This is a genomic window from Georgenia sp. Z1344 (assembly GCF_049856295.1).
In the GTDB taxonomy this organism is placed as follows: Bacteria; Actinomycetota; Actinomycetes; order Actinomycetales; family Actinomycetaceae; genus JB111.
This window is the reverse complement of record NZ_JBNDMZ010000005.1, coordinates 82740-106731: the sequence shown is the minus strand read 5'-3', so window position 1 is coordinate 106731 and position 23992 is coordinate 82740. Positions and strand designations below refer to the sequence as shown.

Genomic DNA, 23992 nt, shown 5'->3' with positions numbered 1-23992 from the left:
CCTTATTCAGCAGGCAGCCCGCGGAATCGACTGCACAGGCGCGGGAGCACCACTGGGTTCTGTCCAGTTGTCCTTGCCGTCAAGAGCGTCGATGATCGCCTGGGCATCCCAGTTGACGATCGCGTTCGCGTAGTCTTCGAGCGGCTCGGGCATGTCGTCGTGCGTGGTGCCGGGTGCCCAGACCCCGACGATCCGCTTGTCGGGGAACTTGCGGGCGTACTCGATCTCCCAGTCGACCCACTCGTGGCTCTTCGTGTCGGGGGAGATGATGACGATGATCTTGCCCGCCCATCGGATCTGGTCGGCCAGGATCTGTCTGATGTAGTCGGGGCTCTTCGCGTTGTTCGGGGTCTCGCTCGTGATCGACGAGTCCCGGATCTCGGCTCCGCTGCCGGAGAGCATCTTCTTGAGATCTCCGACCAGCGCGTCGTCCTCGTGACGGTGGCTGATGAAGATGTTGTGCTGGTCGCTCATGTCGGGCTCCTCCCTTCCAGGGATAGTCTACTTTTGACCACCGACATCGCCCCGATGAGGCGGCGTTTCGAGAGGAGAGCGCGTGCCGATCCCGCCGATCCTCGACGTGTTCGTCGTCTGGCACCCCGACGACGCGATCGGCGCCGAGCGATTCGCGGAACTCCATGAGCACTTCCATAGCCCGGCATTCTCGGGCCTGGCTGGCGGTGCCGTCGAGGTGTATGCGCGCAGCGATCCCTGGGAGGACGGAGCTCCGCCACGGCCCTTGGGCATTGCGACGCCGCTCGGCGAGGGACTCCCGGCCGCACAGTTCAACGCGATCGTGCCGATCATCGACACGAATTTGCTCCGTGCAGCGGCCGAGGCGGTCAATCCATGGAACAAGTATCTTCGCGAGATTGTCGAACTGAACCTGAGGGATGGCGTAGGCGTCTACCCTGTCGTGGCGGAAGGCCTGCAATGGGGTACCAGCATCGTCAATCAGATCCTCGGCGGCATCCAGACCCTGCCAGCTGACGTGAACACGGATAGCGGCTTGTTCGGGCGCGAGCTGGCGCAGGCGATCACCCAGCAGATCCAGCAGGAGGCGAACCTCCCCGCACGGCTGACGGTGTTCGTGAGTCACACGAAACACCGTTCTTCCGAGGAAGCTTCGCGTTCCGGCCCCGCGATGTTCGAGCGTGTACGTGACCACATCCAGCAGTCTCACCTGTCGGCGTTCTTCGACGCGCAAGACATCCAACCTGGTGGCGACTGGGAGAGGACGCTTGAGGACGCCGCTGGCAGCAGCGCGCTGCTGATGATCCGCACCGACGTGTACGCCGCACGAGAATGGACCCAACGTGAGGTCCACGCCGCAAAGCACAGCGGCATGCCGGTCGTCTGCATGTACGCGCTCACTGCCGGGGAGGAGCGGGGCTCCTTCCTGATGGACCACGTCCCCTCGGTAGTCTGTGACCTCGCCGATCCCGCTCCCGGGGTTGCTCTTGCCCTCAACAGGCTCGTCGACGAGACGCTCAAGAACACTCTTTGGCAAGCGCAGACGTCCTATCTCTCGGAGGACGGGTTCGATTGGCTTCCTGCGCAATCGCCTGAGCCGACCACACTCGCCCCCTGGCTCGCTTCACATCAAGAGACGCAGCCAGATGACAAGCACCTCTGGGTCATTCACCCCGATCCGCCCCTCGGGCCCGCGGAACGAGAGGTGCTGCTGCAGTTGTGCGCGGTGGCAGGCTACGACGTCGACGTCGACATCTTGACGCCCCGGACGTTCGCTGCGCGCGGTGGAGCACTCAAGAAATGAGCGAACCCACCCTCATCTCGCGAGACGCTCTCTCGGGCCAGAAAGTCACCTTGTCAGTCTCTGAGAGCGCCGATCTCTCACGTCTTGGTCTCACTGAGCAACACTGCCGACTGGTCGTCGCCGAAGTAGGCAGAGCGATCATGCTCGCGGGAGGAACCGTCGTATACGGCGGTCACCTCAATCCCGGTGGCTACACCGAGATCCTGATCGAAGAGGCCCAACGTTTCAGCAGCGGAAGATCCGCGCTTGAGATCACGCTCGCCGAATCTGAGTACCGGAAGCTCACGGCAGACGAGCTGATCGCGGCAGACAGGAATCTCGGTGACATCGGCAGACTGACGTTGGTTTCCGAGTCGCGTAAGACGGTGCCGATCTCGCGTGCCCTGGACGGCTCTTGGACCCAAGACGCCGGCAACGCGTTGACCGCGATGCGCGAGCATGTCGCGAGCGAAACGACAGCCCGTCTGATTGTTGGGGGGCGCCTCGCGGGCTACGTCGGCGCGGAACCGGGCGTGATCGAAGAGGCCCGTCTGACGATTCAGTCCGGACGCCTGCTCCTCGTCGCCGGAGGGTACGGTGGCGCAGCAGCGGCAGTCGCGCAGCGTCTATATCCGCAGTCTTTCGATGGCTGGGCACCCGGCGCGTACCCGGCTCATGCTCAGGACGCACAGGTCGCAGTCGCGCTGGATGCGCTGCATGACGCGTACGCCAGTGCCGCCTCCGGCCCTCACCTTGACGAAGAGCTCTCGCGGCTCCTCACAATCAGCCACAGGCCAGCCGACATCGCGCGCGCGACCGTGCGCCTTCTCTCAGCGGCGGCGAACTCAGCTGACGGCTCGACGTGAGTAGCAAGAGCATCCCCTGAGCGCACCGGGTCAGGTTCCCTGGCGCCGTTGTATGTCCTTCGCGAATGCCTCGTCCAAGTGCACGGCAGTGACCGGATCGACCATCTCGTTTCGACGAATGTAGTGACGCAGCGTCGTCCTCGGATCAGTGTGACCAAGCAGCGCTGCCGCGAGCTCGACACTCGCGCGATCATTGATCGCAGTGGCCGCCGTACGGCGGAACATGTGCGACGTCACACCCTCGATGCCGGCCAGATCGAGGACATGACGAAGCTGCCGACGCACGTTGTTGGTCGTCAGAGGTGTGCCGTTCCGGCTGGAGAACACGAGATCGTCCTCATTCATACGACAGCGATGCGCCAGGCGAGTCCGAAGCGCCTCGGCCGCGAAGGACGGCAGGGCGACCACACGGCGGGAGCGCGCCGTCTTCGGGTGATCTTGACGACTGGTCGCCACCCCACGCTGGCTGACGACTGTCCCAGCGATCCTCACCGTGGCCGGCGCCGAAGTCAGGTCGATGTCGCGCCGCCGCAACGCCAGGACTTCCCCGATGCGAGCGGAGGTGCCGAGCATCACCTCGATGACTGCCCCGAGTTGTCCGTCCGGTCGAGGCCCGGTCTCGTTCAGACCCGTCTCCCAGTAGCGCACCGCAGCACGCACAGCATCAACCTCTGCCGGAGTCAGCGCCGATGGTGGGATGCGCTCGCGGTGGAGCCTTCCAACATGATCCATCGGGTTGCGCGGGAGGATCTCGTGCCGCACGGTAAGGCCCAGTGCGAGGCGGAGCGCAACGCGCGCCCTGTTTCGCTTGCTGGGACTTTCGCGGGCAAGGCTCTTTAGAAACCGGTCGCAGCGGGCCACGCCTACCTCGCGCAATGTCAGGTGCTCGAAAGCGGGCAGCACCAGAGTCCGCATGTTCCGCTCGTAGAGCTGCTGAGTCGTCAACGACAGACGGTCTTCCAGCTCCATGTCCTCAAGCCAGTAGTCCACCAAAGCCGGGAAGCCGCTGTCCGGCGTGATGTCGGCGGCGCCGGGCTGGAACAGTGACCGCTGTGACAGTTTCGACTTCAGCGCGCGCTCCGCTGCGGCCTTCGTGTCTGCTGTGGCTGACACCTGCCGAGACGCACCGTCCCAGTCGCGATAGCGCGTGCTGGCCGTGACCCGGCCCGACGCCACGCGAAAGACTCGGATCTTCCCGAACGTGCCGATCGGCGTGCGCGGCCTACCCAAGTGGCCAACCCTTGCCCGACCTCGTCCGACGCTGGCTACTGGCGACTGGTTGCGGAGACACGGCCTTCAACTTTAGCGGCCTCCTCATCTGGCGGCGACCGAGCGACTCGTCCTTCCCCGGGGCGTCGTAATCGGCCCCGACGGAGTGAACCATTCACGACGAGTCCGTAACCTCGAAGCATGTACACGCCGTGGGCTTCCAGTGCTGCCGCTCGGAAGACCATGCAGGGCAACCGAAGCCGGGACACGCAGGCGGAGCTGGCGGTGCGCCGCCTGGTGCACGCCACGGGACTGCGATACCGGGTCAACGCGCGACCGGAGCGCGACCTGCGCAGGACGGCAGATCTGTTGTTCACTCGCGCCCGTGTCGCCGTGCTCATCGATGGCTGCTACTGGCACGGCTGTCCCGAGCACTTCAAGATGCCGTCGACGAACCGCGACTACTGGGAGGGCAAGATCGGCCGGAACCGGCTCCGCGACATCGAGACCACCGCGTTGCTTGAGGGGCGCGGTTGGAGGGTTCTGCGGTTCTGGGAACACGAAGCCCCCACCTCTATCGCCGCGAGCATCGTGGATGTCGTGCGCGATCGACGAGAGGTCACTCACTGAGAGCGGACAGGCTCTCAGCCCAGTCGTCGGTGATCGTCTGGATCGGCGCGAGCCTGTCGGGAAAATCCTTGTGCCGCGACATGCGTGAGGTGAGCCCGTAACGGAACTCCCACCGTCCGGTCGGCGAGAAGAGGCAGGCGGCGACGACGTCGAACCCGTCGACGGGGTAGAAGCGCGACGCGGGATCGCCCTTGGAGGCGCGGGTCTTCTGCACCTCGACCTTGAAGCTGCCGCTGGCGGAGGTCTTGGGGCTCGCGTTCTTGCACTCGACCCTCATCAGCCTTCCGTCCGCGAGGATCACGTTGAAGTCGTGCATCGCGTCCACGTCGAGCCGCTCGACCGCGGAGATGTCGGGCGAGCTCTCGAGCAGGTGTTCCAGGTGGTACTCGGCGACCCCGCCGCGCACGGCGACAGAGAGCCGGTTGCGTCCGCCGATGATGTCGAGGATCTGCTCGCTGGTGAGCGCGAACTGCTCCTCCAGCACGTGCCGGCGCGGCAGCTCATCGACCGCCGTCTCATCGGCAAGCGCTACGGCAGCCGAGTACCGCAGCGGCGGGTCCAGACGCAGGGAGGTCGCTCGTCGTTCGAGACGCGCGTAGTCGATGAGGCGGTCGGGAGTGAACGCGACGACCGTCTCCAGATTCGTGGGTGAGCGGGGCTCCGAGCGTTTGGTGCCGGTGCGGTTGATCTTCTCCCAGACGTGCCACCCGGATGCTTTGGCCTGCATGATCTCGGCGTCTTTGGCGTAGAAGGAGATGCCCATTGGCAGCGGGTCCCAGAGGTTGGCGTCCAGGCCGAGGATGACGCCGTCGGCGAGGTCGACGCCGAGGATCATCGTCACGTCCACGCCGGCGACGTCGCGTCCAAGGGGGTGCTCTCTCTTCCAGGACTCCTCAGCGCCGTAGCGGAGCTGGCCGCGGACCTCGTCGTCAGGGCGGTTCTTGATCGAGTTTCGGGTGACGCGGAAGGGGTAGACGAGCATCCCGATCCGCTCGTCGGAGCTCAGCTGCACCCCGAGGTAGACCGGCGCGCGGTGCGGGTCGCTCGCGTACAGCACGCGGCCGCCGGAGGCACGCACGGCGTCGAGGAGGAACGCGTGCAGGTCGCTGCGTCCCTGGACACGGTAGACCTCGCCGAAGGCTCGCCCGGCGAGCGGCTCTTCCTCCACAGGACCCCTTCCGGATTGCGTTGTCCACCGATGTCCTTGGTCACGTTGGGCATGTCGGTGGCTGTTGGCAGACTCGTCTCGACGATACTGGTCAGACACGCACTGCCCGCAGAGGCCGGGCCGTGCGTGCACGTATAGAAAGAGGTGGCCGATGGGCGAGCAACTCCCGGTGGTGAGCCTGTTCTCCGGAGCAGGAGGACTCGACCTCGCCGTCGAACGTGCCGACGCCGAGCCCCTCGATGCCGGCGACCCCGGCAGCGGCCTCCTTCGTGTGTCGGTCGCGACGGACTACAACGAGCCCGCGTTGCAGACGTTGAAGGCGAACTTCGACGGTGCCGCGACCCTCACCGGCGACATCCAACAGGTCTCCACCGAGCAGATCCTCGCCACCGCAGGGCTGCGGGCCAAAGAGCCTGTGCTGGTCGTCGGCGGCCCGCCGTGCACTCCGTTCAGCAAGTCGGGGTTCTGGCTGGAGCAGAAGCGCGAGAGCCGCGACCCGAACGCCTCGCTGCTGGACGAGTATGTCCGTGTTGTCCGCGAGTCCCGCCCCGAGGCGTTCATCCTGGAGAACGTGCAAGGCCTGACGTACAAGACCCACAAGGCGCAGTTCGATCGGCTCCTCAAGGGACTCGGCGAGCTCGGCTACAACCCGCAGTGGAAAGTGCTGCTCGCCGCCGATTACGGCGTCCCTCAGCTGCGCCGTCGCGTGTTCGTCGTCGGACGCCGCGACGGGGAGAAGTTCGAGTTCCCCGAGCCCACCCACTCCGGCTGGAGCGAGCACACCCGCACCGTCGACGCGAACAAGATCCCCCACGTCACCTCCTCCCAGGCGTTCGCCGGACTGCCCCGACTGGTCCGTGCGGCCGAGGACGAGATCGTCGATGGCAACTACGGAGAACTTGCCGCGGAAATCCCGCCCGGTCAGAACTACCTTTGGCACACCGAACGCTACGGCGGCCGCAACCACTTCGAATGGCGCAGTCGCTACTGGACCTTCCTGCTCCGCCTCGACCCCAACCGGCCATCCACCACGCTCCAGGCGCAGCCCGGACCGTGGGTCGGCCCGTTCCACTGGGAGAACATCCGCACAGCCTCTGGCGAAGAACGAGCACGACGCCTCCGCGTCAACGAAATGCTGCGCCTGATGTCCTTCCCGGACGACTTCAAGATCGACGGCACTCGAGTCGACGTTCAACGCCAGCTCGGCAACGCCGTCCCGCTCGAACTTGGCAAATCCGTAGTTCGCGCGCTCATGGATCAGCTCGGTTATCTAGGGCGAGAAGGCACAGCTCGAATAGCCGCGTTCGGCTGAGCCGTCTGCTGAACGTCTATTTCTTGGCCCGGTGACGCAAGGAGGAGCATCGCGGTGAGCGCCCTGGTTCCCAATCTTCCAGAGCTGATCGCCCGGCTGGGTGACGGCAACGACGCCCGCGCTGTCGCTGAAGCGTTCGATGCGGAGACAGTCGAGGCAGCACGCACTTCCCTGCAGCGGATCACCGAAGCTTGGGAGGGGCGTACCGCGGAGGCGGACACCGAAGTGATTGCAAGCCGAGGTGAGACGCCTCGATGAGGATCAGCTACATCGAGATCTGTGGCTTTCGCTCCTACGGACCGCAGCCACAACGAGTTGAGTTGAACACCCCGATCACGGTGATCCACGCCGACAACAGCCAAGGGAAGACGAGTCTCGCTGAGGCCTTCGAATTCCTTTACACCGGCAGCACATCCCGACGTCAACTCGGTGGTGGAAGCCCAGGCGAGTTCGAGGGCGCCCTACGCAACGCTCATCTTCCGGCATCTGCTGAGGTATACATCGAGGCTGAGATATGTCTCCAGGATGGCAGCCGCAAGATCCTCCGCCGCCAGTTGATCGACGACTACCAGGGGGCGGCCGACTGCGTCAGCGTCCTGTCGTTGGATGGGATTGACATCGGCTCAGTTACCGAAGCCGGAATGCAGCTGTCCGACCCACCGCTTGCGGCTCCCGTTCTACTTGAACATGCCCTGAGATACGCCGTTTCGGCGAAGCCGGGCGAGCGGAGCGACTATTTCAAGGCGGTGCTTGAGGTCGCGGACCTCGATCTGCTGCGCTCAGAACTCGCAGCTCTGATCAGTGAACGAGAGGCGCAGCCTAGGGAACTTTTGGTAGCAAGGCTGGAGGGTCTGCGTTCACATCCTCAAATCGGCCCGCTTGTGGCGTCCACCTCACCGTGGACCGCGGCTCAGCTCTCCACGTCGCTCGTCTCTGCGCTAAACACTCTCGTACCTCCTGCCGAGAATGAGCCGCAGCCCGCACGCGAGCTGTCGACCGCAGTTGCACGAGTGACGAACGAGCTCACTGCGCGCACGAACACACTGCTACCACTCACCCAACTCCGCCCGTCGACCGCTGCTATGCCTTCACAACGCATGCGACTTTTCGATGCACAGTCGCCGACGCCTGGCGGTCGCTCATCAGCGACCGAGCAATCATTTGCCGCGGAACTTGATAGCTATAACGACGCCGTGTCGAGAGTGGACGCCTCAGTAGCAAAGGTTCTGCCGCTATTCCATGCGGTTCTTGGCGTTGACGGTCTTCCTCAACATCCGGGCGATGGTCCAGTAGACTGCCCGGTCTGCCAGACGCCTGCATCACTGACTGCCGAGAGGGTAGAAGTGATCCGGCACCAGCTGGCAGATCAAGAGGGCCTGACTGGCGCGAGTACCAAACTTCGTGCTGCGATCACGCAGCTTTCGAATGAGCTCGAAGCCGCTGGGAGCTGGGCAAGCGCGAGCATTCCGGCAGCTGCCGGATGGACAGCTGACGGTCGGGCGGCCCACGAGTCTGCTGTCGCTGAACTTTTAGGAGAAACAGACTCCTTCGTCGCCGTCGCGCAGCTTGCGCAAACCCTGAAAGCCAGCGCACAAACGGTTCAGGGACATGTCGACGACTCTCTGGCGGCGATCGAGCACATCCGAGAGCAGGTGAGCAGAAACACCGCAACAACCAGGGCGGATTTCGAGGCTCTAATGAGTGCCGAGGAAGAGCTTCGACAAGCGTTGACCACTCACAAGTCTCTCTTGTCACAGGCAGCGGCCGATGTGGAACCTGTCATCAGCGTGCTGGAGCCCGTGCTCGCCGCAAGGAGCAACACGACCGGATGGACCGAACTGCTTGAGCTCGCCCGAGCTGAGGATGCGCTGCTGGAAGCGCTCGAACGCCAGCGCCTCAGGGATGCAGCGACGAGTCGGCTGAAGAGCGCGCAGCGAAAGATCACGAGCGCAGCTAAAGAGGTCGTTGACCAGAAGCTAGAACTCATGGCCGCCGAGATTCGTAAGTGGTGGTCATTGATGCGGCCCGACGAGCTAACTGCTTTTGATCGCTTGGCTCGACGCGGGGCTGGCAGCCGCTACCTGGATCTGACGGCTTCGCTGGTTCCTGAAGCTGATGCGTCGGGCGTGGTGCGTAACGCATTGGCGGTCTTGAGCAACAGCCAGCTGAACGCGCTCGGGCTGGCGACATTCCTCGCCCGGTGCCGTCAGCTTGGGAGCGCGATGATCTTCCTTGACGATCCGGTGCCCGGAAGCGATCGGGAACACAGATACACGTTCGCGGACAAGGTGACCTCGGAGCTGCTTTCGAGCGGGGTGCAACTCGTAGTCACGACCCATGATGCGGAACTCGCGAGAACCCTTCAGTCCCTCTACCAGCATCTGGGCACTGGCGAGTATTCGGCTACGCTCATCGACCCACGGCAAGGTACCACTGTGCTCCGTACGGGGGACGACTTCGAACGACTCATGTTGAACGCGCAAGGACAGATGAGTTCGCCACTCCACGAGAATCGCCGCTCGGCCGGAAACAGTCTACGAATCGCCACGGAGCGCTTGGCAAAACACATACTCATCGCGGCGCGGCAATCCGACGATGACACCCAAGCTTCATTGGCTGACTACGAGGGGAAAAACCTGCGTGATCTGCGTCCCTTGGTGGTAGCACGCTGCAAGGCACCGAACGAGCCCGGTCAATGGCAGACCCTCGCGCGAATCCTCAACGACTCCGATCACGACACTGACCCTCCTCAGCCCGCCGACTTGAAGACGTGCTACGACATGCTCAGAGACATCAAACGACGACACGGCGTCAGTACCTCGTCGTCGGCAGTGGCTCAAGCAGCATAGGCACCGCCGTCGGGCGGACCTTTCCGGCACCTGGCGAGGTGGACCAATGAGGTGACCAACAGCCCGCAAACTCTGCAAAATGTGATGCGCAGAGCGTGCCCCTGAAAAGCAAAACCCCAGGTCAGGTGGGCTACGAGCGCTGATCCTGGCACCTGGGGGTCAAGGGGTCGCAGGTTCAAATCCTGTCAGCCCGACAACAGCTGAAGGGCCGCCGTCCTGCGGAAACGCGGGAGGCGGCCCTTTCTGCTCCCCACCCATCCTCGTCCCACGACGACGGACCGCCGGCCCACCTCGCGGTGGACCGGCGGTCCGTGGTGCCTGCCGTGCAGGTCCCCGTCAGGGGAGCGGCTGGTGCCGGTCGCCTCAGGCGGCCGGGAGCTCGAGGGCCTGGCCCACGAAGATGAGGTCGGGGTCCGCGACCGTGTCGGCGTTGAGGGCGTAGATGTCCTCCCACGACGCGATGCCGTGGGCCTCGGCGATCGTGCTGAGGGTGTCGCCCTCGGCCACGACGTACTCCTCGCCGGAGCCCTGGACGGTCGGCGCCGGGGCCTGCTCCTGCGGAGCGGCCTGCGGTGCGGGCGCCTGCTCCTGGGGAGCCTGCTCCTGCGGGGCGGCCTCCGGCTCGGGCGCGGGCTGCTGCGGGGCCTGCTCCTGGGGAGCCTGCTCCTGCGGGACGGTCTCGGGTGCCGGCGCCTGCTCCTCGGGAGCCGGCTCGGGCGCGGCCTCGCCGCCGCCCGGCACGGAGTTGCCGGAGAGGCCGAGCTGGGCCGAGCAGGCGGGCCATGCGCCCCAGCCCTGGACGGCGAGCACGTTCTCGGCCACGCGGATCTGCTCGGCGCGCGAGGCGTCGGCCGGGTTGCCGGTGCCACCGAAGGCGGCCCAGGTCTGCGGGTGGAACTGGAGCCCGCCGTAGTAGCCGTTGCCGGTGTTGATCGACCAGTTGCCACCGGACTCGCACTGCGCGAGGTCGTCCCAGACGGAGGTGGGGGCAGCGCTCGCGGCCGAGGCGCCCATGACGCCTCCTGCGGCGAGGACGCCGGCGACGGCGAGGCTGCGGATTGCGGTCGTGGTCTTTCGAGTTCGCATGATCTCTTCCTGGGTGCCTCACGTCAGGCTGCCACCTGCTGATCGACTGTCAGGAGGGCGCCCGCCCGGCAGCGACTGAGGCTGGCGGACGCCCGTGGGACGTGCACGACGTCACCCCGGCTCCGCGTTGCGGAACCGTGACACACGTGACTGCCCAGGTCACGCCATTCCAGTCGACGACTGGCCTGGCGGTCGGTCCGGCGTTGCCGATCCGTGACCTGAACGCATCGCGCCCGCCACGCTAAGGAGAAGGTGGGCGTGCTGTCTACCGTGCCTCGGCGTTGTGGGCCGTGGCGTCGGCCACACCGTCGTCGAGTCTCAGCGCGGGTCGATCGCGTCGAGAGCGGCCTCGAGGCGGCCGACCGCGGCATCGACGTCGCCCAGCTTGTCGAGCCCGAACAGCCCCATCCGGACGGTGGAGAAGTCCTCGCCCTCGCCGCACTGCAGGGGGACGCCGGCGGCGACCTGCAGGCCGACCTGCTTGAACGCCGCGCCCGTGCGCACCGCCGGGTCGTCGGTGTGCACGACGACGACGCTCGGCGCCGCGAACTCTCCGTCGGCCACCGGCGGCAGGCCTCGGGAGGCGAGCAGCTCCCGGACCCGGGTGCCGAGCTCGAACTGCGACGTGCGCAAGGTCTCCAGCCCGCGCCCGACCGTCTCGCGCATGAGCTCGAGGTTGTGGGCCAGCGTGTCGGTGGGCATCGTCGCGTGGTAGGGCGCGCGGCCCTCGCGGTACTCGTCGGCGATCGAGAGCCACTTCTTCAGGTCTGCCGCGAAGCTGGTCGACTCGGTCGCGAGGACGGCCTCCCGGGCCGCCTCGCCGAGCATGACGTACCCGGCGCCCGGCGACCCGCTCCACCCCTTCTGCGGCGCGGTGAGCAGGACGTCCACGCCGATGTCTGCCATGTCCACCCACAGGGCCCCGGAGGCCACGCAGTCGAGGACGAACAGGCCGCCCACCTCGTGGACAGCCTCGGCGACGGCCCGCAGGTAGTCGTCGGGCAGCACCATGCCCGCCGCCGTCTCCACGTGGGGGGCGAGCACGACGTCGGGGCGGCCCGTGCGGATCGCCTCGACGACCTCCGCCACGGGCGCGGGGGTCCACACCGACCGGTGCCCCGTCGTCGTCGGGCGTGCTGCGCACACGGTGACCTCGTCCGCGATGGCGCCCCGCTCGAGGATCTGCGACCACCGGTAGGAGAAGAGCCCGTTGCGGATGACCAAGGCGCGACGGCCCGTGACGAGCTGGCGGGCGACGGACTCCATCGCGTACGTGCCGCCGCCGGGCACGATCGCCACGCTGTGCGCCGCGTACGTCTCGGCCAGGATGTCGATCAGCTCCTGCATGACCGAGACGAAGCGCGCGGACATGTGGTTGAGGGCGCGGTCCGTGAAGACGACCGAGTACTCGAGGAGGCCGTCGGGGTCGACGTCGTCGTGCGGAAGGCTCACGCGGACACTGTGCCACGCATACGCGGCGGGGCGATCGTCCGTACGGCATCCGGGCCGGCGTCCGTACGGTGGTGGGTGCCGCGCCGCGCCGCGCCGGCCGGCGCGGACGGACGAGAGGACGCACATGATCAGCACTCCGGTCACCCCCGACCTGGTGGTCGGGATCGACCGCCTGGAGACGACGGCCCGCGGCCTGCGCCCCCACCGGCTGCCGGCCTGGGTCTGCGAGCAGGTGCCCGACCCGCGGATGGCGGCGATGGAGGCGCAGCCGGCCGGCGCGCGGATCGTCGTGGACACGGCCGCGACGTCTCTCGAGCTCGTCCTGCACCCGACGCACCTCGCCTACCGGGGCATCGTGCGCCCGCGCGGGGCCGTCGACCTCGTCGTCGGGTCCGAGCTCCTCGCCACGGACGAGCTGACCGGGGGTGACGCGTTCGTGACGGACCTGACCACCGGGGAGACCGAGCTCGTGGCCGGGCCGGCGCACGTCGCGCGGTTCGGGGGCCTGGCGGCGGGGGAGAAGCGCCTCGAGCTGTGGCTGCCGCACAACGAGACGGTCGAGCTCGTCGAGCTGCGCTCGGACGCACCGGTGGCGGCGGCCCCGCGGACGGGCCGGCGGTGGCTGCACCACGGCAGCTCGATCAGCCAGGGGTCCAACGCGGCGACGCCGGCGGGGACCTGGGCCTCGCGGGCGGCGCGGCTCGGAGGCGTCGACCTGCGCAACCTCGGACTCGGCGGCAACGCGTTCGTCGATCCGGGCCTCGCCCGGCTCATGCGGGACACGCCCGCCGACCTCCTCAGCGTCAAGCTCGGCATCAACGTGGTCAACGCCGACGCCATGCGCGTGCGGACGCTCGTCCCGGCGGTCCACGGGTTCCTCGACACTCTGCGCGACGGGCACCCCGACACCCCGCTCCTCGTCGTCTCCCCGATCTTCTGCGCGATCCACGAACGCACGCCCGGGCCCGGCGCGTTCGACACCGAGGCCCTGGCGCGTGGGCAGGTGCGCTTCGCCGCGACGGGGACCGAGGGCGACGTCGAGCTCGGCCGACTCACGCTGGAGGTCGTGCGCGAGGTGCTCGCCGACGTCGTCGCGCGCAGGGACGATCCACACCTGCACCTCCTCGACGGCCGGGACCTCTACGGCGAGTCGGACGCGGTCGCGCACCCGATGCCGGACGCCCTGCACCCGGACACCGCGACTCACGAGCTCATGGGTTCCCGGTTCGCGAACCGTGCATTCGGCCCCGGCGGACCGTTCGCAGGATCCTCGCCGGGGAGGACTTCCACCCCGGACTCGCACCAAAGGCCCTGATCCGGCGGTATCGTCCGTCGACGCCGTCGCTCCACCGAACGCCGGCGCACCCGCGGGTGCATCGACGAGACGAGGGGGAGGGCGACGTGCCGGAGGAGGAGGTCCCGCCGGGCCGTCGGGTCGTCGAGTGCATCCGAGACCTCGGGCCGATCTCGAGGGTGGACGTCGCTCGGCGCACCGGTCTGGCGCCGGCCACCGTCAACCGGTGGGTCGCCCGGATGATGCGATCGGGGCTGGTCCGCGACGTGGGTGCCGACCTCGGGACCGGCGGCCGGCCGTCCGTGCTCGTCGAGCTGGACGAGCGCCACGGGGTCGTCCTCGCGGTCGATGTGGCCGACCGGCACATCGACCTCGCGCACCTCGATCTCACCGGTTCGGCGATCTCGACGGAGCGGGTGCCGACGCCCGGGCCCAAGGGACAGGACCGCCTCCAGGTGGTCATCGACCACATCGCCGCGGCCGCCGCGGCCGAGGACGGCCCGCCCGTCCTCACCATCGGAGTCTCCGTGCCCGGGCCCGTCCACCACGACGGCACGGTCCAGTTCGCGCCGTCCCTCGACTGGCACGACGTCCCCCTCGGCCACCTGCTCGAGGAGGCGACCGGCCTCAGCGTGGTCGTGGAGAACGACGCCAACCTCATCGCGCTCGCGGAGTTCGCCCGCGGCCCCTGGGAGGACGTCCAGACGCTGGTGACGATCGCCGTCTTCGACGGCGTCGGCATGGGCATCGTCGAGGGCGGCCGGGTGTGGCGCGGCGCGACGGGGGCCGCCGGCCAGATCGGCCGCATGCTCTTCTCGCCCGACGCGCTCGGGACCACCTTCGGCGGCTTCGGTGACCTCGAGCTTCACCTCGGCCGGGTCGGCATCGCCTCCCGTGCCTCGGCGCTCGGGCTGGTGACCGGGAACGACCCGCGCGACGCCGACGTCGTGCTCGAGCGGGCCGCCGCCCGGGAGCCGGGGACGCGCGCGCTGCTGGGCGAGCTCCTCGACGACTACGCGTTCGCGCTCGTCAACGTGTGCGCGCTGCTCGAGCCGGACGTCGTCGTCCTCTCCGGCCTGTTCGACCGCTGGGGCGACCTCGTCATCCCGTTGCTGGCCTCCCGGATGGAGGGGCAGGTCGTGACGATGCCCCGGCTCGAGCGCCCCTCGATCGGCCCGACCGGTGCCCTCGTCGGCGCCGGCCTGCGCGCCTTCCAGGAGAGCGGCGGGCTCGGCTCGCTCATCACGGGCTGACCGGTCGCGTCGGCGGTGCGGGGGCAGGCCGTGGGAGAGAAGGCGGCCCGAGCCGCGCTCTCGACAGCTCGGCCCGGTCCGAGCCGCACTCTCGACCACAGGGGGTGGCGCGCCCCTTCATCGAGAGTGCGGTTGGGGCCCCAACCGCAATCTCGACGACGACGAACCGCAATCTCGACGACGACGAACCGCAGTCTCGACGGGCCGTGGCTGATCCGTGGCCGAGCTGTGGCCGATCCGTTCATCGGTGCTCCGAGGGGCGCGCCGCGCCGCGTGATCGAATGCGCTTGACGCCTGGCGGAGCGCCGGGGTAACTTCACGGCACGACTTTGCATCACCCCAAAAATAAGTCGGCCACCGGTTCAAGGAGGAACTGTCATGCGCAAGCGCACAGTAGCGACGGCCGCTGCAGGCCTGTCACTCACCATGGTCCTCGCCGCCTGCGGCGGCGGGGACGACGAGGGCGGCGGCGAGGGTGGAGAGGCCGCGGAGGGCCCCTTCACCGTCGGCGTCAGCAACGCGTTCGTCGGGAGCGAGTACCGCACGCAGATGATCGAGGTCATCGAGGAGACGTTCGCGGAGTACGAGGAGCAGGGCCTCGTCGACGAGCTCGTCATGGAGAACGCCGACGCGGACGTCAACGGCCAGATCCAGCAGATCCGCAACCTCATCAACCAGGACGTCGACGTCATCATCGTCGACCCCAACTCCGCCACGGCCCTCGACGCCGTGTTCCAGGAGGCCATCGGCCAGGACATCATCGTCATGGCCATCGACCAGGCGGTCGAGACCGCGGACGTCGTCAACGTCGGCATCTCCCAGGAGGACCTCGGCCGCACGAGCGCAGAGTGGTTCGCCGAGCAGGTCGGCGAGGGCGCGCAGATCGTCACGGTCGAGGGCGCGTCCGGCAACCCGGCCACCGACGCCCGCTGGGCCGGCGCCGAGCCGGTCTTCGAGGAGGCCGGCATCGAGGTCGTCGCCCGCGGCGACGGCGGCTGGGACCAGTCGGTCGGCCAGACCACGGCCACCGACCTCATCTCGACCAACCCGGACATCGACGGGATCTGGACCTACGACGGCATGGCCCAGGGCGTGCTGCGCGCGGTCCAGGCCGCCGACGCCGTCGAGGACCTCGTCATCGGCGGCGAGGCCCGCGTCCAGTTCATGTCGAGCTGGACCACCATGCTCGAGGAGGGCACCGACTTCTCCAGCATCGGCGTCATCAACCCCCCGGGGACCGGGGCCGCGGCGATGCACATCGCCATTCGCCTGCTCCAGGGCGACGAGCTCGACGAGTCGCAGCTCGAGAACGGCAACACGGTCGTCCTCGAGCTCGCCGACCCGGTGACGAACGACAACATCGAGGAGCAGTGGGCCGAGGTCTCCGACGAGGCCGACACCTACGTCCTCGACTCGGTCCTCACGGCCGACGACGTCGACCAGTACTTCGCCGAGTGACGCGACGGGGCGGCGCCACCGCACCGGTGGCGCCGCCCCTCGTGCGCCAGGGGGTCCGCGACCCGGACCCCGTCCCGCCCCACGACATCCGCCCTCAGGAGGTGCCCGGATGAGCACGCTCACGATCGACCAGGTCGACAAACGGTACGGCGGCGTCCAGGCCCTCAAGGACGCCTCGCTCGAGCTGCGCGCCGGCGAGGTCCACGGACTCCTCGGCCCCAACGGCTCCGGCAAGTCCACGCTCAACAAGGTGATGTCGGGCGCCGTCAAGCCCGACCGCGCCCGCATCGCCATCGACGGCACCGAGATCTCCATCGACCGGCCGCTCGACGCCCAGCACCACGGCATCGCGTCGGTCTACCAGCACCTCTCCATCGTCCCGCACCTGACCGTGGCGGAGAACCTCGTGCTCGGCACGGAGGCCACGAGCGCCGGCTTCCTCACGCCCGGCAAGCAGCGCAAGCGGGTCGACGAGGTCCTCGAGCGCCTGGCGCCCGGCCTCGGCCCCAAGGTGCGCCCCGACACCCGCGCCGGGCGGCTCGGCCCGGGCCAGAGCCAGATCCTCGAGCTCGGCAAGGCCTGGCTCCGGGACCCGCGCTTCCTCGTGCTCGACGAGGCCACCGCCTCGCTGCACCGCGACCAGGTCGAGCTCCTGTTCTCCGTGGTCCGCGAGCTGACGGCCGACGGCGTCGGCGTCGTCTTCGTCTCCCACCGCATGGAGGAGGTCCTCGCGCTGTGCCAGCGCGCGACCATCCTGCGCAACGGCCTCAACGTCGCCACGGTCGAGCTCGCCGAGACCACCGACAAGGAGCTCGTCCGGCTCATGGTCGGCGACGAGCTCGCCGCGCGCGTCGGCACAGCGACCGAGACCAACCGTCGTCCCGGGTCCGACCCCGTCATCGCGACGACCGACCTCGTGGCTCGCGGCGTCGACAAGGTGACGATGCAGGTCCGGCCCGGCGAGGTGCTCGGCCTGGGCGGCCTGCAGGGCCAGGGCCAGTCCGAGCTCCTGCTCTCGCTGTTCGGCGCGAACCCCGCCACCTCCGGCGAGATCACGATCGACGGCACGCCGCGCCGCCTCGGCCGCACCCGCACGGCGATCCGCGCCGGCGTCGCGCTCGTCCCCGGCGACCGGGGCAAGGAGGGGCTCTACGACAAGCGCTCCATCCAGGAGAACATCTCGACCGTCTCGCTGCGCGCCCGCGCCCTCCTCGGCGCGATCTCCATGCGCAAGGAGCGGTCGGTCGCCCGCGAGCAGGTCAAGGCGATGAGCATCAAGATCGGCTCCCTCGACCACCCGGTGAGCAGCCTGTCCGGCGGTAACCAGCAGAAGGTCGTCATCGCCAAGTGGCTGCCGGCCGACCCGCGCATCGTCCTCCTCGACGACCCGACCAAGGGCGTCGACGTCGGCGCGAAGGCCGAGATCTACTCGATCATCCGGGCCCTGACCGCCGACGGGGTCGCCGTCGTCCTCAACTCGAGCGACGACGCCGAGCTCGAGGAGCTCGCTGACCGCGTGCTCGTCCTGTTCGAGGGCGGGGTCGTCAACGAGCTCGAGGGCGAGGAGATCACCCACTCCGCCCTCGTGGCGAGCGCCCTGCTGGTCGACGACGACAAGGAGGCCATGCCCTCATGACGCAGACCACCGAGAGCTCCACGCAGGGCTCGACCTCACCCACGATCGCCGACCGGCTCCGGGACGGCGGCTGGCAGCGCCGGCTGACGTTTTCCCTGTCCGGCTGGGTCACGCTCGGCCTGCTGGTGGCGGTCATCGCGCTCAACGCCGCGCTCCAGCCGACGTTCTTCACCGAGTACTCGATCACGAGCAACTTCGCGACGTTCGCGCCGCTCGTGCTCGTCGCGATCGGGCAGGGCATCGTCGTCATCGGGGGAGGGCTCGACCTCTCGGTCGGCTCGAACCTCGCGCTCTCGAGCGTCGTCGCGCTCAAGGCGATGGGCGGCGACGACAGCCGGATCCTCGTCGGCCTCGCCGCCGGCATCCTCACCGGGGCGCTGTGCGGCCTCGTCAACGGGTTCGTCATCGCCGTCGTCCGGCTCCAGCCCCTCATCGCCACGTACGCGACCGGCTCCGTGTTCGCCGGTGCCGCTCTCGTCGTGCTGCCCTCACCGGGTGGCAGCGTCCCCGGCGAGATGGTGAGCACGTACCGCGACACGATCATCGGGCTGCCCGTCGCCGCACTCATCGTGCTGGCCGGCATGGCCGCCTGGTTCGCCCTCGACCGAACGCGCCTCATGCGGCACATCCGAGCCGTCGGCGGCAACGAGCAGGCCGCCTACACCTCGCTCGTCCCGGTCGTGAAGTCCCGCGCGCTGACCTACACGGTCGCCGGCGCGTTCGTCGGCGCCGCCTCGCTCGCCATCCTGGCGAACTCCGGATCGGGCGACCCGTTCATCGGGGAGGCGTTCATCCTCGATTCCATCGCCGCCGTCGTCCTCGGTGGCATCGCCCTGTCCGGCGGCCGCGGGACCGCGATCGGCGCCGTCGCCGGTGCCGTCATCCTCACGATCATCGACAACGTGCTCGGACCGCTCGGCGTCCCGACCTTCTGGCGGCCGCTCATCAGCGGCCTGGTCATCATCGCCGCCTTCGCGCTGTCGGTCCTCACCAACCGGAGGGAGTCCGAATGAGCACCGCGACTGACCTGACCTCTGACGGCGACCTGCGGGCACGGCTCGTGACGGCTCTCCGTCAGCCCATCGTCGTCGCCGCCATCGCGGCGATCGCCATCCTCGTGGTCGGCCAGCTCGTCTCGCCGGGCTTCGCGAGCTACGGCCAGATCATCTCGATGCTCCGCGTGGCGAGCTTCCTCGGGATCATGGCGATCGGCCAGACCATCGTCATCCTGTCCGGCAACACCGGCATCGACCTCTCGGTCGGCGCGGTTGCCACCTTCGGCGCGATCGTCGGGGCGCGGGTGATGGACGGGGACAACTCCAACCTCCTGCTCGGCATCCTCATCCCGGTCGCCCTCGGTGCCGGCCTCGGAGCGATCAACGGCCTCGGCATCGTCGCCCTGCGGCTCCCGCCGTTCGTCATGACGCTCGGGATGATGGGTGTGGCCGGCGGCCTCTCGCTCGCCTACACCCAGGGCGTCGCGGAGGGCCGCAGCGCACCGGCCCTCACGAGCCTCGTCAACACCCGCTGGTTCCTCGGTGTCCCGGGCGTGGTCTACGTGTGGATCGCCCTCATCGTCATCGTCACCCTGCTGCTGCGGCGGACCTCGTACGGCTGGAATCTCTACGCGGTCGGCACGAACCGTCGGGCCGCGCGGCTCTCGGGCCTGCCGGTCAACCGCACGGTCATCGGCGCCTACGCCGCCTCCGGCGCGTTCGCGGTCGTCGGCGGGCTCATGCTCCTGGGCTACAACGAGTCCGTCCTGCTCAATCTCGCCGACGACTACACGCTCACCACCGTCGCGGCCGTCATCATCGGCGGCACGCTCGCCGCCGGCGGCATCGGTGGCTACGCCGGCACCGCGGTGGGCGCGGTCCTCCTGCAGTTCCTGCAGAGCTTCCTCACCACCGTGCGGATCCCTGAGTCCTGGCGGACCATCATCACCGGCCTCGTCCTGCTGTCCATCCTCGCCCTGTTCGGACGCCAACGCCGGCTCCGTTCCTGACCACCACGACAGACCTCACAAGGAGATCCATCATGTCCCAGCGCACCACCCTCGGCGTCGGAATCGTCGGGGCGGGATTCATCGGCAACTTCCACGTCGACTCGTGGCAGGGAGTCCGGGACGCCGACATCGTCGCCGTCACCTCCCGGACGCGCGCCTCCGCCCAGGCCCTCGCGGAGAAGGCCGAGGCCACCGGCGTCGGGTCGGACGTCGCGGTGCACGACGACGTCGCCGCCCTCGTGCGCGACCCCCGCGTCGACGCGGTGTGGGTCCTCACGCCGAACTTCACCCGCCTCGAGGTCGTCCGCGCGATCACCGAGGAGGTGACGTCCGGGCGTGCGGAGCTCAAGGCGATCGCCATCGAGAAGCCGCTCGGCCGCACGATCGAGGAGGCCGTCCAGGTCCTCGAGCTCGTCGAGGGCGCGGGCCTGCTGCACGGCTACCTCGAGAACCAGGTCTTCTCCCCGAGCATCACCCGGGCGCACGAGCTGCTGTGGAACCGCGGCGCCTCCGTGGCCGGCACGCCCTACCTCGCGCGCGCCGCCGAGGAGCACTCCGGCCCGCACAACACGTGGTTCTGGAACGGCGCCGACGAGGGCGGCGGCGTCCTCAACGACATGATGTGCCACTCGGTCGAGTCCGGCCGGTTCCTGCTCACGCCCCCCGGCAAGGACTCCGCCGAGTGGCTGACCCCGGTCTCGGTGACCGCGACCATCGCGTCCCTCAAGTGGGGCCGCGCCGCGTACGCCAAGCAGCTCTCGGACACGTACCCGGGGGTCGTCGACTACACGAAGACCCCGAGCGAGGACTACGCCCACGCCGTCTTCGAGTTCGTCAACGGCGACGGCGAGCCCGTGGTCGTCGAGGCCACGACCTCGTGGAGCTACGTCGGCGCCGGCCTGCGGCTGTCGTTCGAGCTGCTCGGCCCCGAGTACTCGATGAAGTCGGACACCCTGTCGACCGAGTCGCAGATCTTCCTCTCCCGCGCGCTGATCCAGGCCGAGGGCGAGGACATGGTCGAGAAGCAGAACGCCGAGCAGGGCCTCATGCCGATCGTCTCGGACGAGTCCGTCACCTACGGCTACACCGGGGAGAACGCCACGTTCGCGTCGGACTTCCTCGCGGGTCGCCAGCCGGTGGAGAACCTCCGCACGGGCCTCGACGTCGTCCGCCTGCTCATGGCGGCCTACCACTCGGCCGAGACCGGCCAGACGGTGCGCTTCCCGTTCGAGCTGACGGACTACGTGCCCGCCGTCGCGCGCGGGGAGTGGAACCCCCGCGCCTGACCCCAGCCCGGGAGGGCCTCATCGCTCCCTCCCGTCCGCGGTCGGGGCCCGGTGACGGTCCGCTCCCGTCACCGACCGACCGCACCAGCGCGACGCTCCGGCGGACTCCGCCGACTACCGCCGGGGCGTCGTCGCGCGTCCGGACGCCGTCCCTCGCGACGGGTGCAGGAGGACGTACCGCGCGGTGCGGTCCTTCGGACGACGACCGTGCGGCGGCCCCGTGGGGTCAGCGCCGTACCTCGGCGTCGTCCCGGGTCGAGCGCACGGCGAGGGCCAGGAGACCGGCGACCGCACCCCAACCGGCGTTGACCGCAAGCACGGGGACGATGGCGATCGGGTTCGCCAGCGGCCCGTCGAGCCGGCCGTCGAGAAGGGGCGACAGGATCCCGCTGAGCAGGATCGACGCCACCGCGTAGACGAGTCCCGTGACGACGAGCGTGGCGAAGGGGCGCCGCGTCCGGCCCAGTCCCACGACCGCGACCCAGACGACGGTGACGAGCACGGTGGCGCCGATCGGGAGCGCGGCACCGGTCTCGACCTCGGCCTGGCCGGTGACGATCCGGGCGAGCGGGCGCACGAGCCCGAACAGGCCGAGCCCGACGGCGAGGAACCAGCCGATGCCGGCGTGCCAGGGTCGCGTGGGACCGTCCGCCGAGGACCGTGATGCGTGGTGAGTGTTCATGGTCGCGACGCTAGGGACGGCGTCCCGGGACCCGCGTCCGCACCGGGACGCTCGTCCCGTCGTGCTCCGACGACGACGCCGGACGTCCGGAGGCGACACCGCTGTCCGCCCTGCGGCCGATCCCGGAACGGGGCACGGCTGCCTAGGCTGACGGGATGACGGGCGCCACGGTCTCGGCGAGACCCGCGCCCCGGGTCGTCGACCTGCTGCTCGCGGTGGGGGTCTCCGCGGCCCTCGTCATGATCGTCGCGCTCGCCGAGCCGGTGCGGGGCGGCGCGCCGCGGCCGCTGGCGCACCTGTTCGCCGTCGGGTTCGGTGCGGTCCTCCTCCTGCGCCGTCGGTTTCCCGTGGGCGTCCTGGTCGTCAGCGCCCTGGGCACGTTCGGCTACTACGCGGCCGACCTGCCGGTGATCGGGGTGGCCGTCCCGATCCTGGGTGCGCTGTACTCGGCCGCCGAGGCGGGGGCGACCCGCGCCTCGATCGCCTGCGGGTCCGTCGTCCTCGTCGTCGCGCAGCTCTTCCGGCTCCGGGACGATCCCCGCCCGGCGGGTTACGTCCTCGGGTACGAGTCGGTCGCCAACCTCGCTCTCATCGGCGGCGCGATCGCACTCGGGTACGGGGTGCGCGCGGGGCGGGCGCGGGCGGAGCAGCAGGCGCGGATCGCCGAGATGACCCGTGAGCAGCTCGAACGCGAGGGACGGATGCAGGTCCAGGTCGAGCGTGACCGGATCTCCCGCGACCTGCACGACACGGTGGGCCACGCGCTCTCGGCGATCACCCTCCATGCGAGCGTGGGGCTGGAGGCTCTCGGGCGGGACGACGGCGAGGTCCGCTCCACCACGCCCCGTCCGCCGGGCGTCGGCGCCGCCGACCGGCAGGCACCCGACGTGTCCGACGCCGGCCACGCCCTCGCCCAGATCCGCGACGAGGGCGCGCGTGCGCTCGGAGAGCTGCGGACGATGGTGCGCGTCCTGCGCGCGGAGGATCGTCGGCGCGAGGTGCTCTCGCTGGACGCGATCGGCCCGCTCGTCGAGCGTGCGCGCCAGGCCGGGATCGACGTGTCGGCGGACGTCGTCGTCGATGTCGCCGAGCTGTCCGGGCCGGTCGACACGGCGGGCTACCGGGTGGTGCAGGAGGCGCTGACGAACGTGCTCCGCCACGCCCGCGCGCGCACGGTCACGGTGCGCGCCCGTCTCGCCGGCGGGACCCTGGAGCTCACGGTGGCCGACGACGGCGTGGGCGCCGCCGAGGTCACCGCCGGCTACGGCCTTACCGGCATGGCCGAACGGCTCCGCCTCCTGGGCGGTTCGCTCACCACCTCGTCCGCGCCCGGCGAGGGGTTCGTCGTCGTGGCACGCGTCCCGGCGAGGCTCACGTGATCCGCGTCGTCCAGGTCGACGACCAGGAGCTGGTCCGCACCGGCCTGCGCTCCCTCCTCGAGCGGGACGGCGACATCGAGGTGGTCGCGGAGGCCGCCGACGGCCTCGACGGCATGGCCGCCGTCCGGACCCGCGCCCCCGACGTCGTGCTCATGGACATCCGGATGCCCCGGCTCGACGGCATCGCGGCCACGGCACAGGTCGTGGCCGACTCCCGCCTGAGCGACGTCCGTGTCGTCGTGCTCACCACCTTCGACGACGACGCGGACGTGCTCGCCGCGGTCCGCGCGGGCGCGTCGGGCTACCTCCTCAAGGACGTGTCGCCGACCGATCTGCGCGAGGCCGTGCGGGTCGTCGCGGGCGGGGAGGCGCTGCTCTCGCCGGCGGTGACGACGACCCTCCTGGCGCACGTCGCCCGCGGGACGGCCGGTGACGTGCGGCCCGCGCTCCTCGACGGACTGACCGCCCGGGAGCGCGAGGTCCTGGCCCGGGTGGGACTGGGGGAGTCCAACGCCGAGATCGGCGCCGCCCTGCTCATCTCTCCCGCGACCGCGCGCACGTACGTCAGCCGGCTCCTCGCCCGGCTCGCCGCCCGGGACCGTTCGCAGCTCGTCGTCCTCGCCTACGAGTCCGGGCTCGTCACCCCGGGGGGCGGCGACGGCTGACGCTCG

21 protein-coding genes are annotated in these 23992 nt (G+C 69.1%); 15 read left to right on the top strand and 6 right to left on the bottom strand.

Annotated features, from left to right (window positions below; genetic code table 11):
• Positions 1-6: 6 nt before the first annotated feature.
• Positions 7-474, bottom strand: a complete 468-nt coding sequence (locus ACPYO6_RS06780; protein WP_424796242.1) for a TIR domain-containing protein — start codon at positions 472-474, stop codon at positions 7-9.
• An 82-nt stretch (positions 475-556) separates the two neighbouring features.
• Between ACPYO6_RS06780 and ACPYO6_RS06775 the strand changes: the two genes are divergently transcribed.
• Complete coding sequence (locus tag ACPYO6_RS06775; RefSeq protein ID WP_424796241.1) at positions 557-1777, top strand: toll/interleukin-1 receptor domain-containing protein; 1221 nt, start codon at positions 557-559, stop codon at positions 1775-1777.
• On the top strand, positions 1774-2622 hold the full coding sequence (locus tag ACPYO6_RS06770; protein WP_424796240.1) for a hypothetical protein: 849 nt from the start codon (positions 1774-1776) through the stop codon (positions 2620-2622). Before ACPYO6_RS06775 ends, ACPYO6_RS06770 begins: the two co-directional genes overlap by 4 nt.
• A gap of 30 nt (positions 2623-2652) precedes the next feature.
• On the opposite strand, the gene ACPYO6_RS06765 is transcribed toward ACPYO6_RS06770, so the two are convergent.
• Positions 2653-3852: a tyrosine-type recombinase/integrase gene (locus tag ACPYO6_RS06765; protein WP_425714129.1), complete on the bottom strand. Its 1200-nt coding sequence runs from the start codon at positions 3850-3852 to the stop codon at positions 2653-2655.
• A gap of 180 nt (positions 3853-4032) precedes the next feature.
• On the opposite strand from ACPYO6_RS06765, the gene ACPYO6_RS06760 reads away from it, so the two are divergent.
• Positions 4033-4461, top strand: coding sequence for a very short patch repair endonuclease (locus tag ACPYO6_RS06760; RefSeq protein ID WP_424796238.1), 429 nt, complete (start codon positions 4033-4035; stop codon positions 4459-4461).
• Here the strand turns inward: ACPYO6_RS06760 and ACPYO6_RS06755 are convergent.
• Positions 4451-5629, bottom strand: coding sequence for a hypothetical protein (locus ACPYO6_RS06755; RefSeq protein ID WP_424796237.1), 1179 nt, complete (start codon positions 5627-5629; stop codon positions 4451-4453). The two genes, ACPYO6_RS06760 and ACPYO6_RS06755, sit on opposite strands and share 11 nt — an antisense overlap.
• Before the next feature lie 151 nt (positions 5630-5780).
• On the opposite strand from ACPYO6_RS06755, the gene ACPYO6_RS06750 reads away from it, so the two are divergent.
• From ACPYO6_RS06750 to ACPYO6_RS06740, 3 genes are read left to right on the top strand one after another with little or no spacing between them, the layout of a single operon-like run.
• Entirely contained in the window at positions 5781-6941 is a 1161-nt protein-coding gene (locus ACPYO6_RS06750; RefSeq protein ID WP_425714128.1) for a DNA cytosine methyltransferase, read from the top strand.
• Between the two features lie 54 nt (positions 6942-6995).
• Entirely contained in the window at positions 6996-7199 is a 204-nt protein-coding gene (locus ACPYO6_RS06745; RefSeq protein ID WP_424796235.1) for a hypothetical protein, read from the top strand.
• Positions 7196-9790, top strand: coding sequence for an AAA family ATPase (locus tag ACPYO6_RS06740; RefSeq protein WP_424796234.1), 2595 nt, complete (start codon positions 7196-7198; stop codon positions 9788-9790). The genes ACPYO6_RS06745 and ACPYO6_RS06740 overlap by 4 nt, the downstream gene beginning before the upstream one ends.
• Positions 9791-10153: 363 nt before the next feature.
• Here the strand turns inward: ACPYO6_RS06740 and ACPYO6_RS06735 are convergent, their stop codons facing one another.
• Positions 10154-10876: a transglycosylase family protein gene (locus tag ACPYO6_RS06735; protein WP_425714127.1), complete on the bottom strand. Its 723-nt coding sequence runs from the start codon at positions 10874-10876 to the stop codon at positions 10154-10156.
• A gap of 318 nt (positions 10877-11194) precedes the next feature.
• The gene (locus ACPYO6_RS06730) at positions 11195-12328 is read right to left on the bottom strand and encodes an aminotransferase class V-fold PLP-dependent enzyme (protein WP_425714126.1); all 1134 of its coding nucleotides are present in this window, start codon (positions 12326-12328) and stop codon (positions 11195-11197) included.
• Between the two features lie 124 nt (positions 12329-12452).
• Here ACPYO6_RS06730 and ACPYO6_RS06725 point away from each other — a divergent pair, with 124 nt between their 5' ends.
• The 7 genes from ACPYO6_RS06725 to ACPYO6_RS06695 all read left to right on the top strand — a co-directional run bounded on the left by ACPYO6_RS06725 (position 12453) and on the right by ACPYO6_RS06695 (position 21260).
• Complete coding sequence (locus tag ACPYO6_RS06725) at positions 12453-13643, top strand: GDSL-type esterase/lipase family protein (RefSeq protein WP_425714125.1); 1191 nt, start codon at positions 12453-12455, stop codon at positions 13641-13643.
• Between the two features lie 86 nt (positions 13644-13729).
• Positions 13730-14875, top strand: coding sequence for an ROK family protein (locus ACPYO6_RS06720; RefSeq protein ID WP_425714124.1), 1146 nt, complete (start codon positions 13730-13732; stop codon positions 14873-14875).
• Between the two features lie 378 nt (positions 14876-15253).
• Positions 15254-16333, top strand: coding sequence for a substrate-binding domain-containing protein (locus ACPYO6_RS06715; RefSeq protein WP_425714123.1), 1080 nt, complete (start codon positions 15254-15256; stop codon positions 16331-16333).
• Between the two features lie 109 nt (positions 16334-16442).
• Positions 16443-17969 (top strand): sugar ABC transporter ATP-binding protein, encoded by a 1527-nt coding sequence (locus ACPYO6_RS06710; protein WP_425714122.1) that lies wholly within the window; start codon positions 16443-16445, stop codon positions 17967-17969.
• Complete coding sequence (locus tag ACPYO6_RS06705; RefSeq protein ID WP_425714121.1) at positions 17966-18982, top strand: ABC transporter permease; 1017 nt, start codon at positions 17966-17968, stop codon at positions 18980-18982. Before ACPYO6_RS06710 ends, ACPYO6_RS06705 begins: the two co-directional genes overlap by 4 nt.
• The gene (locus ACPYO6_RS06700) at positions 18979-19974 is read left to right on the top strand and encodes an ABC transporter permease (protein WP_425714120.1); all 996 of its coding nucleotides are present in this window, start codon (positions 18979-18981) and stop codon (positions 19972-19974) included. The genes ACPYO6_RS06705 and ACPYO6_RS06700 overlap by 4 nt, the downstream gene beginning before the upstream one ends.
• Before the next feature lie 32 nt (positions 19975-20006).
• On the top strand, positions 20007-21260 hold the full coding sequence (locus ACPYO6_RS06695; protein WP_425714119.1) for a Gfo/Idh/MocA family protein: 1254 nt from the start codon (positions 20007-20009) through the stop codon (positions 21258-21260).
• Between the two features lie 226 nt (positions 21261-21486).
• Here ACPYO6_RS06695 and ACPYO6_RS06690 read toward each other — a convergent pair whose 3' ends face one another.
• Positions 21487-21942, bottom strand: a complete 456-nt coding sequence (locus ACPYO6_RS06690; RefSeq protein ID WP_425714118.1) for a hypothetical protein — start codon at positions 21940-21942, stop codon at positions 21487-21489.
• Positions 21943-22097: 155 nt separating this feature from the next.
• On the opposite strand from ACPYO6_RS06690, the gene ACPYO6_RS06685 reads away from it, so the two are divergent.
• On the top strand, positions 22098-23321 hold the full coding sequence (locus ACPYO6_RS06685; RefSeq protein ID WP_425714117.1) for a sensor histidine kinase: 1224 nt from the start codon (positions 22098-22100) through the stop codon (positions 23319-23321).
• Positions 23318-23986, top strand: a complete 669-nt coding sequence (locus ACPYO6_RS06680; protein ID WP_425714116.1) for a response regulator transcription factor — start codon at positions 23318-23320, stop codon at positions 23984-23986. Before ACPYO6_RS06685 ends, ACPYO6_RS06680 begins: the two co-directional genes overlap by 4 nt.
• Positions 23987-23992: the final 6 nt, after the last annotated feature.